Here is a 15515-nt window from a genome sequence, read left to right on the forward strand (position 1 = left end):
CCGGCTTGTGCCATTGCAGGCGCTTTGCTAGCATTTGCCGTCAGCATTTTCTGACGCAGGTTGGAGATTCACATGAAGCTCATCATTGCCGCCATCGCCCTGGCCGGTTCTTCCCTGGCTTTTGCCCATAACTGCCCCAACGAGATGAAGGCGATTGACGCCAAGCTCTCCACCAATCCCAAACTCTCACCCGCCGACATGACCAAGGTGAAAGAGCTTCGCGCCGACGGCGAGAAGTTTCACAAGGAAGGCAAGCACGACGATTCCATGAAAGCGCTGGGCGGCGCCAAGAAGCTGCTCGGGATCTGAAGCCGCGCCTCAGCCCTGGCGGCGCAGTGCCGCCAGCCGGCTTGAAAAGTCCGCCTGCTGGTTGAGCTCGTGCCACCACAGGCGGTAGCCCGCATCGCTGGGGTGCAGCCCGTCCCCGGCGTTGAGCTCATCGGGCCGCAAGGCAAACGGATCTTCGGCCTTGTCCTTGTACAGGTTCACATACAGCGCGCCGTTGTCTTTGGCGGCCTCGCGCACAAAACCGTGCAGCACCTGTGAGCGTTTGGTCATCAGCCACGACCACGGCGCAAAGAAAAAGGGCGCACTGCCCACATTGCCGCACGGCATCATCACCACCAGATTGGCATGGGTGCGCGCCAGCTCGGCGGTCCGTGCGATGTCCTGCTCCAGCGTTTCATAACGCGTGAGGCGGATCACGTCGTTGCCGCCACCCAGAACCAGAATGGCGTCAAAGCGCTGGGCTCCCAAGGCCTCCAGCTGCCTGGCAATGTCGGCAAACTTCGCGCCGTCCTTTGCGCGGTTGGTGACCTTCAGGCGTGGATGCGCCAGCCCGATCAAACCGGCCACGCTGCCCGCGGGCGACGATGCGCCGGTGCCCACGGCAGTACTGTCGCCCACCACCAGCAGGCTGGCAACTGCACCGGTGGGCGAAGCCTCAAAGGGTTCACTTTGGCGCGCAAGCTCTACGGATTGGCGTATTCGCCAGGCAGCGCATCCCGACGTGGCAAGGACGGCTAACGCGGCGACCACGGCGATGGCCGACAGCATGCGGGGACGCCGGCGCCATGTGGTGTAGGTATGTCGCATGGCGGGCTAGCGGTTCAACCAGGTGATGCTGAGTTGCAGCACGGTGGCAAACGCCACCCAGAGCAAATAGGGCATGTTGGCCAGCGCCACCCAGCGAACGCGGCGCCAGATGGCGCCCAATGCCCATAGCAGCGTACCCAGCACCAGTAGGATGTCCACACTGGCCAGTGCATTGTTCTTCAGGCCGAACTGGATGGGCGTGTAGGCCAGGTTGAACACCAGGTTCAGGATGAAGGGCAGCAGCACACTGAACGGCAAACGGCGTTTGAGGGTTTGCAGCAGCACGTAACCGAAGCTGACGGCAATAATGAGGTAGAGCACGCTCCACACCGGTCCGAAAACGTAGGCGGGTGGCGCAAAAAAAGGTTTGGCGAGTTGCGCATACCATGCGGCGCTACGGGTACTGTCCATGGGATGACCGGAGGAAGAACCGGAAGAAGTGGCAATGGCTTTTTTTACCATTGGCGTTGTGCCGGCGGCGCAATGAAGCCCTGATAGCCGGGTAGGACACCGCCGCGATAATGCCCGAAGGAGCCCCTCGATGACCCCCAACCCCTCCTTGTCTGGCCTCGGTTTCTATCAGGTCGATGTCTTCACCCACGAAGCGCTGGCCGGCAACGGCCTGTCGGTGTTTCTGCCAGACAGCCCGCTCCCCGCGCGCCTCATGCAGCGACTGGCCATCGAAATGCGGCAATTTGAAAGTATTTTTCTCTCGCCTGATGGCCCGGGAAACCGTTTCGAAGCGCGCATTTTCACCATGGAAGAAGAGCTCGACTTCGCGGGCCACCCCCTGCTGGGCGCAGCTGGCCTGCTGCACCACCTGCATGCGGCCGGCCAGCCTTCTGCCGACTGGACGCTGATGCTGGGAACACGGGCGGTTGCCATCAGTACCACAGGCAAAGAAGGTACACCGGGCACTTACGACGCCAGCATGAACCAGGGTATTGCCAGCTTCGGGCCCGTGCTCAGCCACGCCGACAGCCTGCCGTTTCTGGCGGCACTGGGGTTGGGGCCTGCGCAGCTGGACGTGCGTTTTGCATTGCAGGTGGTGTCTACCGGCCTGCCCTACCTGCTGGTGCCGATGGTCGGCGGCCTTGAACGCGTGAAGATTGGTCACCCCGCTTTTGAAGCGCTGCTGGCCACTGTGGGCGCCAAATTTGCCTATGTGCTGGACGTGTCGGCGCGCGAAGGCCGCACCTGGGACAACGCCGGGATGGTGGAGGACATTGCCACGGGCAGCGCCGCCGGGCCGGCGGGCGCTTACCTGCTGCGCCACGGTGCCGCGAAAGCGGGAGAAATCATCACCATCAAGCAGGGACGCTTTGCCGGCCGCCCCAGCCGCATCACCGTGCAGGCCAATGCGGCCGGCGAGATGCTGGTCAGCGGCGGCGTGGTGATGCTGGCGCATGGCCGGCTTCTATAAAGGTTCACATCCGTTGGCACGCCACCTGCGTACCTTCGGGTATGTTGCACTGATTCTGAGAAAGATCGAACCATGACCGCACGCCTGATCCGTTTGAACCTTGTAATGCGCATGACCCGGCGGATTGCTGCCGGCTGTGCGGCGCTGTGGCTGCTTGGCGCGGCTGTCCCGGTGAGCGCGGCGCCGCTGACCGCGGCCGACGAGAAAAACGTGGGCGCCGTGGTGCAGGCCCAGCTGGATGCATTCAGGAAAGACGATGCGGTAAAAGCTTTTTCGTTTGCCGCGCCCAATGTGCGGCAGGCGGTGGGAACGGCGAAAGGATTCATGACGATGGTGCGCCGCGACTACCCGGTGGTGTACCGCCCGGCATCGGTCGCATTTCTGAACCCCGAAGGCAAGGACGGCCAGGCGATTCAGCGTGTGCAGATGACTGATGGGAACGGGGTTTCGTGGTTGGCGGTTTACAGCCTTGAACGGCAAAGCAACAAAGCGTGGCGCATCACCGGCTGCGTGGTGGCCGAAAACAAGGGACGCATGGCCTCACGCACGCCGTCTGGTTTTGATGTGTTACCTGTGTCGCTAGCGGCATAAGCCTCTCAGGAACGCACGCAACAGCGTTGTGAAGGCCGAAGGAGGCGCGCGCGGGCGAGCGACTCACGGTAAGGAGACCGATACGCGGCTTACAGCGGGTTACTCCGCCTTCGCTGTCCGGGGCTAAGGTGGTGTGTACTGCTGCTTTGCGGCGCTCCGGACCTCCATGAACCTGCCTGCCAGCTCCCTTGAACTCCCACGCCTGACAAGTGAAGCGCCCTCTTCCGCGTTCAGGGAAGGCGTGCAAACGTCGCGCCAGCGTTCACTTCAAAGCGGCGCGTTACCGCGCGCGTCGGCGCTGAAAACTCGCACCGAGTGCCCTGCCTGCCTCGACGCCTCCCTGGAGCTGGTTTTCGAAGAACCGTACACCGGCCCCGGCCTCAAGGCTTATCTGGCAAGGCACTATGAGGGCCATGCGTCCAAAGCTGCCGACGCGGGCACTTACGCGCTTATGCGCTGCAACCACTGCAGCCTGGTGTTTCAGCAACAAGTGCCTGACGACCCCTTGCTGGGCGAAATCTACAACGACTGGGTTCCCGGCACCGACCTGGAACGCGAGCACCGCAATTACAGCCTGGACGAATACCGTTATCTCGCTGAACAGGTGCAGTTCATGATCCAGTACTTTGGGCTTTCGCCGGGGGAACTGGACGCGCTGGACTTTGGTTTTGGCTGGGCCCACTGGTCACGAATGGCCATGGGTTTCGGCTGCAACGTCTGGGGAGTGGAGCTTTCCGAAGAGCGCGCCCGCCATGGGAGATCCGTGGGACTGCGCGTAGTCAGACTGGAAGATTTGCCGTCCCGACGATTCCGTTTCATCAATACGGAGCAGGTCTTCGAGCATCTGACGCAGCCCAGGCTGGTGCTTGAAAAACTGCGCGATGCGCTGTCATGCGACGGGCTCCTCAAAATCAGCGTCCCCAATGCGGCAGCCGCGCTGAAAAAGATCAGCAAGGGGAAAGATTTCGGCGCACTTTCCGCCAGCGACCAGATGCCCATCGCGCCGCTGGAGCACATCAACGCCTTCAGCCACGAATCGCTGGTCGCCTTTGGGAAAGAGTTTGGCCTCAAACCCCTGCAGCCCAATCTTTACCGGCTGTACAACAGCGCCTCCGGCCTGCTTCAGCCCGTTAACCTGGCCCGGGTCATCGCCCGGCCGGTCTATCGCCACATTTTTCCGCGCACCACGTTTGTTTACTTTGTGCGGGCTTAACAAAGCGCCGGACAGCGCCCAGACAGAAATAAAACACCCGAACCTCAGGGATGGTCAGCTCCCGGCGCAACGCAGAATATTTACATAAAGATACAAATAGTGGCTTTTTACTTCTGGAGTCATAGCACTCGCGCGGTATTGGTGGGCTCACAGCATCGGCTCCTCAAAAAAGACTCCGTGGGCTGATGTTCCTCCGTAACACTCACCGTCCCCAATGACACAGTTGCGCCAATTCGGGCACATTTTCATGAAAAAGTTCCGGTTTTGACACGTCCCCTGCTTGACTAAAAAGTTCGGGTCGCCGACATTGTTAACACTTTGTAACACGCGACGTAGGCCGGTGATTTGGGAACAAACGCTCTGGCCGGACGCTCGCCTCACGGGATCGGCACCATGAAACTTCATCAGCTCTTTGGACTGAAAAACCAGGCTAAAACTGCAGCGAGCGCCAGCGCTCCGGAATCAGAAGGCTCCATGCCCCCCGAAGAAACCTCCGCCAATGCGGTGCGGCAACAGCTCATTCAGGTATTGCTGCGGGATACCGCGCGCCGCGCCGGCATTCCGTCGCATTGGCTGGACTGCCAGATGCTGCTGACGTCCAGCCGCGCGCACGGTGAAGGCATGTATGTGCGCATCATCATGAAACACTGGGACCTGCGCATGTTGACCTACGCAGCGGCTTTCCAGAAAGCATTGATGGCAGACATCATGCGTTTCGAGCCACGCGCCAGCGAGTGGCTGCATGGCATTTCCTGGCAGCTCGATGGTGGCGAGAGTTGCCCCCACCAGGATCTCCCCGACCCGACCTCTTGGATGCACAACCCCGCACGGCCGCGTGGCGGTTATACGCCTCGCCAGCCAGCAGAGCAGGCCACGCCTGCGCCTCTGGCGCAAGCGCAGAGCCCAGCACATCACTAAGGTGCACGACGGCGCGCCATCGCGCCGGTGAGGCCTCAGTAGGTGCCTACGTAATCCTTTTTGCCAACTTCCACGCCGTTGTGACGCAGGATGGCGTACGCCGTGGTGGTGTGAAAAAAGAAATGAGGCAAGCCGTAGTTCAAAAGGTAGGACTGGCCGGCAAAGCGCTTTTCCTTGGGCGTGCCTGCCTGGGTGATGACTTCACGGGTCGCCGCCTCGTCAAACTTGCCCGCGTCCAGTCCTTCGATGAAAGCCAGCACGGTGTCAATGCGGGTCTGCAGTTCGGCAAAACTGGTTTCCTTGTCTTCCATCTTTGGCACCTCTACCGCGGCAAGCCGGGCCGAAACGCTTTTCGCGAAATCAGCAGCCACCTGCACCTGGCGAAGCAAGGGAAACATGTCGGGGAAAAGCCGGGCCTGCAGCAAAGCGTTCGGGTCGATATTTTTAGCCGCGGCATGGGCCTCTGCTTTGGCCAACACGCTCTTAAGGCCGCCAAGCATCTGCTTGAAAACGGGAATGGACGTGGTGTAGATGCTGCTGGTCATGGGGTACTTTCGGTGAGATGAGAGATTTGGCGAGCCGCCGCGCGACCCGAGGTCCAGCCGCATTCTCGCCGGGTTGGGCTGCAGGCGCTTGACGTGCGGGCAATGGCCCCGCCCCGCACGCCGCCTGGCAAACGCAAACAGAGCAGCTGTCATACAATTTTGACGCACCCCCGGTGGTTGCTCCTATCTCATAGCCACGGCCTTGCGGCCTGTTCACAAAGGCTCCCATGAACGCCCCCCTTCCTCCCACCACGCAGCATGCGGTCCAGGCAACCGACCTCGCCGCCCTGCCCCTCATTGAAAAATGGGTGTCTTTTGCTTCCGTTTCGCGCGACAGCAACCTTCCCATCATCGAGTGGACCCAGGCACGGCTTGAAGCGCTGGGTGTTGAGTGCCGCCTGACGTATGACGACAGCGGCAAGAAGGCCAATCTGTGGGCCACCTTGCCCGCGGAGAATGGCGAAACCAAGGTGGGCGGCCTGGTGCTGTCGGGCCACACCGACGTGGTGCCGGTAGACGGTCAGCCGTGGGACACCGACCCGTTCACAGCGCAGGTCATTGGAGACAAGCTCTACGGCCGGGGTGTCACTGACATGAAGAGCTATGGCGCCACCGCGCTGATGATGGTGCCCGAGCTGCTCAAGCGCAAACTCAAGCGCCCCGTGCACCTGGCCTTCAGCTACGACGAGGAAGTCGGCTGCATCGGCGTGCGACGGCTGATTGCCGACATGGTGGACCAGGGTTACAAGCCTGCGGGCTGCATCGTGGGCGAGCCCACCGGCATGCAGGTGGTGATCGCCCATAAGGGCAAGCACGCCTACAAAACCTCGGTGCGCGGCTTCGAGGCGCACTCCTCGCTCACACCGCTGGGTGTCAATGCGGTGGAGATCGCCTGTGAGTTCGTCACCAACCTCAAATCCATGCACCGCCGCCTGGTGGCCGAAGGGCCATTCGACCCGATCTACGACGTGCCGCACACCACCATCCACACCGGCGTGATCGCCGGCGGCACGGCGCTCAACATCATCCCGCGCGACTGCGACGTGATCTGGGAGATCCGCCACCACCACATGAATTCGCCGGTGACGCTGTTCAACGAAGCCAAGGCCTTTGCCGACAGCCTCATCCCGGCCATGCAGGCTGTGGCGGCCGACACCGGCATCACTCACAAACTGAACTCCGTCTTGCCCGGCTTCGCGACGGACGCCGACAGCGAGATTGCCCAGTTGTGCTTCAAGTGCGCGGAGGTGGACGCGAGTTCCGGCGCAGGCAAGGTCTCTTTTGGCACGGAAGCTGCATTGTTTCACCAGGTCGGTGTGCCAACCATCGTGTGCGGCCCCGGCCACATCGCGCAAGCGCACCAGCCCAATGAATGGGTCGCGCTGGAGCAACTCGCCTGGTGCGAACGCTTTATGCGTCGCCTGGCCGACGAGATCTGCGTGAACTGATCCCTTAACCGCCATCGCAACCATCACTTCAACTGAAAGAGTATTCCATGATGCAACGCAGAGATTTCCTGGGCACCAGCCTGGCCCTCGCCGCAGGCGGCGCACTGGCGCAGGCCAATCCCAAGATCGCACGCATCGTGGTGCCTTTTGCGCCCGGCGGCGTGCAGGACTTGCTGGCGCGCGCCATGTCCACCGAACTCGGCCTGGCGCTGGGCCAGACCGTCATCATTGAAAACCGGCCCGGCGCAGGCGGCACCGTGGGCACGGGCTATGTCGCCAAGTCGGCGCCCGACAGCGGCGCCATGGTGCTGGGTGCCGCCAGCCACAACATTGCCGGCACGCTCTACACCAAGCTTGCGTACGACCCGCAAAAAGACTTCGCCCCGATGGCGCATATCGGCACGGCCGACTATGTACTGATGATTCACCCCGACGTGCCGGCCAAAACCGCCGCCGACTACATCCGCTACGCAAAGGCCAACCCAGGCAAGCTCAACTATGCCACCGCGGGTGTCGGCAGTGCCACCCACCTTTCGATGGCCTACTTCAACGGCCTGGCGGGCATCGATGTGGTGCATGTGCCGCTCAAGGCCACGGGCGAGGCGATCAATGAAGTGATTTCGGGCCGCGCACAGGCCGTGATTGCCGCCAGCATTGGCGCGCTGGCTTTTGCCAAAGATAGCCGCATCCGCCTGATCGGTGTGACTTCGCCCAAGCGCTCCAAATACCTGCCTGACGTGCCGACCATCTCAGAAAGCGGCCTGCCCGGCTACCAGTTCGACTCGTGGTTCGGCCTGCTGGGCCCCGTCGCCACACCGGCGGCCGAAATCAACCGTGTCAACGCGGCCATGGCCAAAGTCTTGAAAGACCCGGTGGTGCTGGAACGCCTCGACAAGCAAGGCATCGAGCCGCTGGCCATGAACAATGCCGACTTCGCCAAATTGCTGGCCGTCGACTACAAACGCATGGCCGAGGTAGTAAAGGCCTCGGGCGCGAAAGTCGAATAAACCGGGGCCGCGGTTCAGCGCCGCGCCGGCTGCAGGTTCTCCATCAGGAAGTCCACAAAAGTCCGTACGCGCAACGACAAGTGGCGCGCATACGGATACAGCAGGGTAAAGGGCCGCGAGCTGCCGCCGAACTGTGGCGTCAGCTCGACCGGGTCCCCGTTCTTCAAGTCTTCCTCAAGGATGTAGCGGTAGGTTTTCACCAAGCCTGCGCCGCTGCGTGTCAGGTCGCAACGCCCAGCACATCTTCCGAGCAGCAATAGCTGCCCGGCCTTGCGACGTCGATATCTTTGCCGTGCACCCGAAAAGTCCATGGATCCTGCGGCCGGTGTTGGGCAATTCGAACTGGATGCACTCATGCTTTTGCAGGTCTTCCAGAGTCTTAGGCTTCCCGGCACGCTTCAGGTATGACGGCATAGCCGCCATCACCAGTTACGCGTCTTCCAGCCTGCGGGCAATCAGGCTGGAGTCATCTGGCTCGCGATGCAGCCCACCATGAAAGTGCCGGCGCTGCTGCCCGTGCTGATCAAGGGCGGACTGAACAGTGCGACCCGCGCGCTGGCGCTGGAGTTGGCCTCGTCCAACGTGAAGGTTTCTGCCGTCGCGGGGCGCGGCCGGCGAGAACGTGACCACGCTGCGCAAGCGGGAGGCCGCCTCCGGGGGCAGTGCGAGCTAGCCGTGCGGCAGCGCCTGCGAGCACCGGGCGTGCCGGGGCCGTGCTATTACAGCGCCATCCCGGCCGTGCTGGCCAGGTAGCGCTCCAGCACGGCCAGCTCGGCCAGCGTGGGCGCACCCTTGCCCGCGATGACCGCATAGAGGTTCCCCCGGAAACCTTCGCGCGGGTAATAGCTGATGTAGCCGCAGCCCATCAGCATCTGGGTGAAAGCGCTGGGCGCGAAGGTCGCGGCGGCGCTGCCGACTTCAGCGGAATCGAGGCGCAGCTTTTGCGCGCCAGCCACCGATGCCAGCGCCAGCACCGCCGGCGTGTTGACGGCGAGCCTGGTGGGAGCCAGCAGTTGCACCGTCAGGCCCTTTGAATCAATCCACCTGGCACGCGGCTGGCCGTTGAGAAAGCCGAGTTCCGAGGTTTGCGGGTCTTCCGCCTTGGAAGCCTGGAACACCACGCCGGTGTTGGTAGGCGCGGGAACGCTGAGGGCCGCGATGGCGAAGTGCGCATCCTCGAGGTTGTAAGGCACGCGGTTGCGCGGGTTGGGCTGCACGCCAGCCATGCGGCCGGATTTTTTGCACCAGAAGCCGAAAGACTCAGGCACGCTATGGTCGGAGTTTTTCTTGCCATTGGTCACGCGCATCACCGGCACCGACATTGACCCTGTGGCGCCGCTGTCCTTGTTCATCCAGTTGATCATCTCCATCGCATTGCCCGGGCTGGATCCGTAGCCTGAATCCGACACGGCGCGCACTGCCTGGCCTGCTGCTGCCGGTGCGCCCAGCAGGTAGTCGGTATAGCCGTCGGCCGGCTCCCATTTGCAGGCGCCGTATTTGGCGATGACGGCGAGCGCAGCATCGGCGAGACTCGTCGCGGCATAGCCCGCCGGGTCGGTCAGCGAAAACACCTTGCGCGGCGGCGGCACCTGGCCGGCCAGTTGCCCGTCGCTGGTGTAGCTGAGCGTTGCAATCTGGTTAGCCGCAGGCGTGTAGGTGAAGCTGTCCTGCCCGTTGGCGCCGGCGGGGATGGTCAGCCGCGATTTGCTCAAGGTGCCGCCCTTGTTCGACGCCACCGTCAGCACCACCGGCTGGGCCAGATTGCCGCGCGAGTAGACCGTGATCGTGAGCGGCGTGCCCGCCAATGCGTAGCCCGGCCCATCGTCGAACAGCGCGGCCTGCACAGTGCCGGTCGCGGCCTTGAGTACGCCAGACACCGATGGCTCCAGCGTCTTGTTCTGGTGCCAGCCCGGCACGTGGTTGATGGCGTAGTTGTGAATGGGCCAATGGTTGCCCCCCATCCAGGTGTAGACCTCGCAACCCGACTGCGCGGCAAAGACCGCCGCCTGCGCGAACATCGTCTCCCAGCGCGGATCGTCAATCGGCATGCCGACTTCGGTGAGCGCCAGCTTCACGCCCTTTGCCTTGGCCCAGTCCACCGCGATCTTCAGCCGGTCCATACCAGTCGAAGCCTTGATGGCTCCTGAGCCAAAACCCGCACTGTAGTTCTTCGCCACCTCCGTGTCATAGTCAAAAAAAGCGCCGTTGCTGAAGGCGTCCAGGTACATGTGGACCTCGTAGACCAGGTTGGTTCCCGCCAGCGGGAAACCGGGGTTCTTGGTACCGATGTACATGGCCGAGTCGTACAGGTTGCCCGACACATAGATAGGGTTGACCGTATCGACCGCGCGTATGGCCTGGATGGCCGCTTGTGCGAACGTGGGCCATATCGTGAGGTCTTCGCCGCCCTTCACCGCTTCCTCGTTCGATGCGATGATGCCGCCCGGTTTGGGCATGTCATGTGGCTCGTTCATGAGGCCGTAGCCACCGAAGCCCGGGTGGTTTTTCCACTTGGTCGCCGCGCGCGTCCAGAAATCGGTGAAATTCGCGACCTTGAGTGTCGCGCCCAGCGCCAGCGAAAAAATCCGCGACTGGATCTGCACCGAGTTCGTGGTGTAGGGCCTCAAGAGGCTGGGCGGCACCGTCAGGCCTATGACCGAGCCGTCGGACTGGAAGCGGAAATCCTGGTAGCGGCCGTAGTTGTGGTTGTCGATGATGCAACGCGTGCCGGCGGCGGCATGGGCATCGAGCACGCCAGTGATAAAGGCCTCGTAGCCTGCGTGGAAGGCGCCCGGATTGCCGATGGCCGCTTTCGCGGCCGCATTGGCCACCGTGTCGTGCAGCATGGGCTGCAGCAACTCCCACTGAATAGGCAGGCGGTTCTTCATGAAGCCGCAGTTGGCCAGGTAGGCCACGTCAGCCTTGCGCGGCACAGTGAAATGCAGGTTGGGCGCCGAACTGGTATTGGCCCGCAAACCGGGCTTGGCCCATTCCATGCCCGACAGGTTGGTACCCATGGCAGGCATGCCTGCGGCAGCACGCGCTGCGGCGGCTTGAACCGGCCGGCTCACGGCGAGAGGGCCGAGCGCCGCCAATGCGCCAGCCAGCAAGGTCGTTTGAGAAAATTCGCGTCTTTGCATGAAAGCCTTTCCTGAAACGTTCAGGTTAAGGCCCAATCCGGCGGCTTCATTACAGTTTGACGCACCACTGCGCGCTGCTTACATTTCAGGTCCGTTCGGCCCTGTCAGATCTGACAGCGGGGCTGTTTTCGGAAACCGCGCCTGGCGTCCCGGCACACGGCCATCGGGGCCGCCGCCAGCGCGATCGCCGGAGGTCGGCGACAATGGCGTTACGATTTTTTGCCATTACCGCACGCGCGGTGATGGCGCTACCGCCGCTTGCGCGCCAGGCCCCCCTTGCCTGTTGTTGCGCAGACCGGTTTCCTGAAAACACCTGTTCATGACAAAAAATTTCTTCCGGGCAGCCCTGGTGCTGGGTTTGCTGTCCGCCATCGGCCCCTTCGCCATCGACATGTACCTGCCCGCCCTGCCTTCCATCGGGCAGACATTGGGGGCTTCCATGGGTGCGGTGCAGGCCAGCCTGATGGCGTTTTTCATCTCGCTGGGCATCGGGCAAATCATTTATGGGCCAGTGTCCGACATGGTCGGCCGCAAGCCGCCGCTGTATTTCGGCTTGCTGCTGTTTGCCGCCGGCAGCATTGGCTGTGCGCTGGCGCCTGATGTCCATACGCTGGTGGTACTGCGTTTCATCCAGGGCCTGGGCGCCTGTGCGGGCATGGTGGTGCCGCGCGCGGTGGTGCGTGACCTGCACACCGGCCACGACGCGGCCCGGCTCATGTCGCTGCTGATGCTGGTCTTCAGCGTCTCGCCCATCCTGGCACCGCTGGCCGGCAGCTTCCTGATCGAAGCCTTCGGCTGGCGTAGCGTGTTCTGGGCCGTCACGGTGGCCGCCGCGGCCGGCCTGCTGCTGGTCGCCTTCACCCTGCCCGAGACGCGCCCGCCCGAGCAGCGCGTGGACAGCAGCTTCGGCAGCGCGCTCACCGCTTATGGCGTGCTGCTGCGCGACCGCCATTTCATGGGCCTGGTGTTCATTGGCGCCTTCGGCATTTCCAGCTTCTTTGCCTATCTCGCCAATTCGTCCTTCGTGCTGATTGACCATTACGGCCTGACGCCGCGGCAATACAGCATCGCCTTTGCCGTCAACGCGGCCTCGTTCATCGGGGTGTCGCAGTTCACCGGCAAGCTGGCGGCGCGCTTCGGCCTGGTGCCCATCGTGAAAGTGGCCGTCACGGGCTACGCCGCCGTGATGACGCTGCTGCTGGTGCTCAATATCGCTGGCGTCGAGCGGCTGGACGTGATGATTGCCCTGCTGCTGGTGGGCTATGGTTTTCTGGGCCTGGTGGTGCCAACGACTGCCGTGCTCGCACTGGAAGAACACGGCGCCATCGCCGGCACCGCATCGGCCCTCATGGGTACCCTGCAGTTCGTGACCGGTGCGGTGGTGATGGCTCTGGTCGGCGTGTTTGCGGACGGAAGCGCCCTGCCCATGGTGGCCGGCATTGCCGGCTGCGCGCTACTGGCTTACGCCATGTCACGCGGCACGCTGGGCGGCGTGCGCACCTCGGCCGTCCCGACAGCTGGTTAATCGCTAAGCCTGCTGCATGCGCAGGCGGCGCGCCGCCTCTTCGGCACGCGCGTCGTCAATCTCATCCATCACCGCGCCCAGGTTGACCGGGCCGGTTTTGTGCATGAAGCGGCCCGTGAGCACGGACTCAGGCTGCAACACGCCGCGCTGGTACAAGTCCCAGATCTCGCTGCCGTAATCGGTGTGCAGCAACTCAGGCGCAAAGCGGCCGAAGAAGCCGCGCAGGTTGCCCACGTCACGTAACAGCATGCGGCCCGCGTGGTTGTTGCCCGCGGCGTCCACCGCCTGGGGCAGGTCAATGATGACCGGGCCGGGCTTGCCGTCCGTTTCGCCCAACAGGATGTTGAACTCCGACAGATCGCCGTGCACGACGCCGGCGCACAGCATGCGCACCACTTCCGTCAGGAGCGTGGCGTGGTGCAGGCGTGCGTCTTCGGGCGTGAACTCCACATCATTTAAACGCGGAGCGGCATCGCCGTGCTCGTCCGTGACGAGCTCCATCAGCAACACGCCGTCGCAAAAGTTATACGGTTGCGGCACGCGCACGCCAGCCGCTGCCAGGCGGTAGAGCGCATCGACTTCAGCGCTTTGCCAGGCTGCCTCGGTCGCTTGGCGGCCAAAGCGCGTGCCCTTGGCCATGGCGCGCGCCTGGCGCGTGTTCTTGACCTTGCGATTTTCGGTGTAGTCGACTGCTTGTCTGAAGCTGCGTTCAGCGGCGTCTTTGTAAACCTTGGCGCAGCGGGTTTCGTCGCCGCAACGCACCACGTAAACCATCGCTTCCTTGCCGCTCATGAGCTGGCGCACAACGGTATCGATGAGGCCTTCCTCCAGCAGCGACTGCAGTCTCTTCGGTGTTTTCATAGGCTACATTTTGCGCCTGTGGCCGCGAGGAACTTGCGGCAGGCCCAGATGCCGAAAAAAACCTGCCCGTGTGAGCGGGCAGGCTGGCGTGCGTCATATGACGTTCAGTACGGCATCAGTTGTTCAACACCAGTTGCGCGATCACACCCGTTGCGATGGCAATCAGCGCATAGTTGCCATCGGCCTGCACCCATTGCTGGCCTTGCTGCGGAGCGTGGAGGTGACGGCCGCGCCAGTCATTCACCACATATTGATGGCTCCGGTATTCATTCGGGATCCGGCCGCCACGGTAAAACTGCGTGCGTTGCGCGTCAAAACGCCGCTCATCGCGCGCCTGTCGACGGTCAAAGCCGCGCTGATCGTGTCCGTAAGAAGGTGGATACACAGGGTTCTGCACGTAACGATTGCCGGAGGCAGGCGAGGCCCTGAGCACTTCCCCCCTGGGCGCGTCACCCCGAGAGCCGCGTCCATCGTAGCCCTGCGCGAATGAGAGCGAAGCGAAGCCCAGCGAGGCAGCTGCAATGGCACACACAATGGCTTTTGATTTCATGATCGACTCCTTGGTTGGTGAGCCTTCATGGTGGACCGGTGCCGTGTCGGCGCTGCAAAGCCGCGGGAGTGTTTGTGTAAAGCCTGGTTGCAAGCTGTGCGGTTCAGCTCCGCTCGCGCCATCAAACCATTGCAGGCAAAGACAGCTTCGGAGAAAGCATGGAGCGCTTGGTGCCTTCGCTGGCTTGCAGCAGCCCTGCCAGCCATGCATCCACCACCACCGGGTCGTTGATGGTTTTGATCGCCTGGTAGGCGACTTCCGCTTCAGGAAACCGCCGCCGTAAAAAATTAAGCCACTGCTTGAGCCGCCCGGCCCTCGCGCGTGCCTCAAGCCGCGAGCAGACGATGTGCCAAAAATCTGCAATCAACGGCAACAAGGTCGGCCAGCTCACAACGGTGATGGATTCGTTCGCCATCTCGGCTTTGATCGCCAGCCCCAGGCCTGGGTCGCGCACTGCGCCGCGGCCGATCATCAACATGTCACACCCCGAAACTTCGCGACAGTGGCGCGCATCTTCCACCGTCCAGATTTCCCCGTTGGCGACGACCGGGATTTTCACGGCAGCGCGAATGTCGGCGATACGTTCCCAGTATGCCGGTGGCCTGTAGGCCTGCGCCTTGGTACGGCCGTGCACAACCAGCTCCCCCGCACCACCCGCCTCAATCGCCAGCGCACACTCAACCGCTCGTGCATCGTCGTCGTAACCCAGCCGCATCTTGGCTGACACCGGCATGTGCGCAGGCACGGCACGGCGCACAGCACCCACAACGGCTGTCAGGGTTTCTGGTTCCCGAAGCAGCGATGCCCCGCCGCCATGGCGGTTGACGACCGCCGCCGGGCAGCCGAAATTAAGGTCGATGCCGGCGGGCCCAAGGCTTGCCAGCCGCGCAGCGTTCTCCGCCATGCAGCCCGGGTCGGAACCGAGCAATTGCGCACGCACAGGCACACCCGCCAGCGTGCGGCCGCCGTTGTGCAGCTCGGGCACGATGCGCAAGAAAACCCGCTCGGGCAGCAACTGGTCGGTGATGCGGATGAATTCTGAGACGCAGCGGTCTATGCCGCCGACACGCGTGAGGATGTCGCGCAGCACGAAGTCCAGCAGGCCCTCCATGGGCGCGAGCAGAATGGTCATGGTGCCGTAAACGTTTTTGATTGCGGCCAAACGCCAAAGCGAAGCCACCCTGGCGGCGTGTGCCGCG

The 15515-nt window shown here is 62.8% G+C and carries 15 protein-coding genes and 2 pseudogenes; 9 read left to right on the forward strand and 8 right to left on the reverse strand.

The window, feature by feature from the left end; genetic code table 11:
- Positions 1-72: 72 nt before the first annotated feature.
- On the forward strand, positions 73-309 hold the full coding sequence (locus ABI546_RS13205; RefSeq protein ID WP_348047043.1) for a hypothetical protein: 237 nt from the start codon (positions 73-75) through the stop codon (positions 307-309).
- A 9-nt stretch (positions 310-318) separates the two neighbouring features.
- On the opposite strand, the gene ABI546_RS13210 is transcribed toward ABI546_RS13205, so the two are convergent.
- Together ABI546_RS13210 and ABI546_RS13215 are read right to left on the reverse strand one after the other, a co-directional pair.
- Positions 319-1095, reverse strand: coding sequence for a GDSL-type esterase/lipase family protein (locus ABI546_RS13210; RefSeq protein WP_348047044.1), 777 nt, complete (start codon positions 1093-1095; stop codon positions 319-321).
- A gap of 6 nt (positions 1096-1101) precedes the next feature.
- Complete coding sequence (locus tag ABI546_RS13215) at positions 1102-1506, reverse strand: TspO/MBR family protein (RefSeq protein ID WP_348047045.1); 405 nt, start codon at positions 1504-1506, stop codon at positions 1102-1104.
- A gap of 130 nt (positions 1507-1636) precedes the next feature.
- On the opposite strand from ABI546_RS13215, the gene ABI546_RS13220 reads away from it, so the two are divergent.
- From ABI546_RS13220 to ABI546_RS13235, 4 genes are all read left to right on the forward strand, one after another.
- On the forward strand, positions 1637-2518 hold the full coding sequence (locus tag ABI546_RS13220) for a PhzF family phenazine biosynthesis protein (protein ID WP_348047046.1): 882 nt from the start codon (positions 1637-1639) through the stop codon (positions 2516-2518).
- Positions 2519-2590: 72 nt separating this feature from the next.
- Positions 2591-3109 (forward strand): DUF4864 domain-containing protein, encoded by a 519-nt coding sequence (locus ABI546_RS13225; protein WP_348047047.1) that lies wholly within the window; start codon positions 2591-2593, stop codon positions 3107-3109.
- Positions 3110-3275: 166 nt separating this feature from the next.
- Complete coding sequence (locus ABI546_RS13230; RefSeq protein ID WP_348047048.1) at positions 3276-4322, forward strand: methyltransferase domain-containing protein; 1047 nt, start codon at positions 3276-3278, stop codon at positions 4320-4322.
- Between the two features lie 393 nt (positions 4323-4715).
- The gene (locus ABI546_RS13235) at positions 4716-5240 is read left to right on the forward strand and encodes a hypothetical protein (protein WP_348047049.1); all 525 of its coding nucleotides are present in this window, start codon (positions 4716-4718) and stop codon (positions 5238-5240) included.
- Between the two features lie 35 nt (positions 5241-5275).
- Here ABI546_RS13235 and ABI546_RS13240 read toward each other — a convergent pair whose 3' ends face one another.
- Positions 5276-5785, reverse strand: coding sequence for a DUF1993 domain-containing protein (locus ABI546_RS13240; protein ID WP_348047050.1), 510 nt, complete (start codon positions 5783-5785; stop codon positions 5276-5278).
- Positions 5786-6012: 227 nt separating this feature from the next.
- Between ABI546_RS13240 and argE the strand changes: the two genes are divergently transcribed.
- A complete protein-coding gene (gene argE, locus ABI546_RS13245) occupies positions 6013-7233 on the forward strand; it encodes an acetylornithine deacetylase (RefSeq protein WP_348047051.1) in 1221 nt (406 codons plus the stop codon).
- 47 nt (positions 7234-7280) lie between these two features.
- Complete coding sequence (locus ABI546_RS13250; RefSeq protein ID WP_348047052.1) at positions 7281-8240, forward strand: tripartite tricarboxylate transporter substrate binding protein; 960 nt, start codon at positions 7281-7283, stop codon at positions 8238-8240.
- A 14-nt stretch (positions 8241-8254) separates the two neighbouring features.
- Here ABI546_RS13250 and ABI546_RS13255 read toward each other — a convergent pair.
- A pseudogene (locus ABI546_RS13255) lies at positions 8255-8720 on the reverse strand (LysR substrate-binding domain-containing protein); the annotation flags it as partial.
- Here ABI546_RS13255 and ABI546_RS13260 point away from each other — a divergent pair.
- Positions 8715-8843: pseudogene (locus tag ABI546_RS13260) on the forward strand (3-oxoacyl-ACP reductase); the annotation flags it as partial. The pseudogenes ABI546_RS13255 and ABI546_RS13260 sit on opposite strands and share 6 nt — an antisense overlap.
- A gap of 116 nt (positions 8844-8959) precedes the next feature.
- On the opposite strand, the gene ABI546_RS13265 reads toward ABI546_RS13260, so the two are convergent.
- Positions 8960-11380, reverse strand: a complete 2421-nt coding sequence (locus ABI546_RS13265) for a cellulase family glycosylhydrolase (RefSeq protein ID WP_348047053.1) — start codon at positions 11378-11380, stop codon at positions 8960-8962.
- Between the two features lie 319 nt (positions 11381-11699).
- On the opposite strand from ABI546_RS13265, the gene ABI546_RS13270 reads away from it, so the two are divergent.
- On the forward strand, positions 11700-12905 hold the full coding sequence (locus ABI546_RS13270; RefSeq protein ID WP_348047054.1) for a multidrug effflux MFS transporter: 1206 nt from the start codon (positions 11700-11702) through the stop codon (positions 12903-12905).
- 3 nt (positions 12906-12908) lie between these two features.
- Here ABI546_RS13270 and ABI546_RS13275 read toward each other — a convergent pair whose 3' ends face one another.
- From ABI546_RS13275 to ABI546_RS13285, 3 genes are all read right to left on the reverse strand, one after another.
- Complete coding sequence (locus ABI546_RS13275) at positions 12909-13766, reverse strand: PA4780 family RIO1-like protein kinase (RefSeq protein WP_348047055.1); 858 nt, start codon at positions 13764-13766, stop codon at positions 12909-12911.
- A 115-nt stretch (positions 13767-13881) separates the two neighbouring features.
- A complete protein-coding gene (locus ABI546_RS13280) occupies positions 13882-14316 on the reverse strand; it encodes an RcnB family protein (RefSeq protein WP_348047056.1) in 435 nt (144 codons plus the stop codon).
- Positions 14317-14437: 121 nt separating this feature from the next.
- A complete protein-coding gene (locus ABI546_RS13285; RefSeq protein WP_348047057.1) occupies positions 14438-15448 on the reverse strand; it encodes a tRNA-dihydrouridine synthase in 1011 nt (336 codons plus the stop codon).
- Positions 15449-15515: the final 67 nt, after the last annotated feature.

The sequence above is a fragment of the Polaromonas sp. genome (assembly GCF_039932935.1).
Classification (GTDB): domain Bacteria; phylum Pseudomonadota; class Gammaproteobacteria; order Burkholderiales; family Burkholderiaceae_C; genus Polaromonas.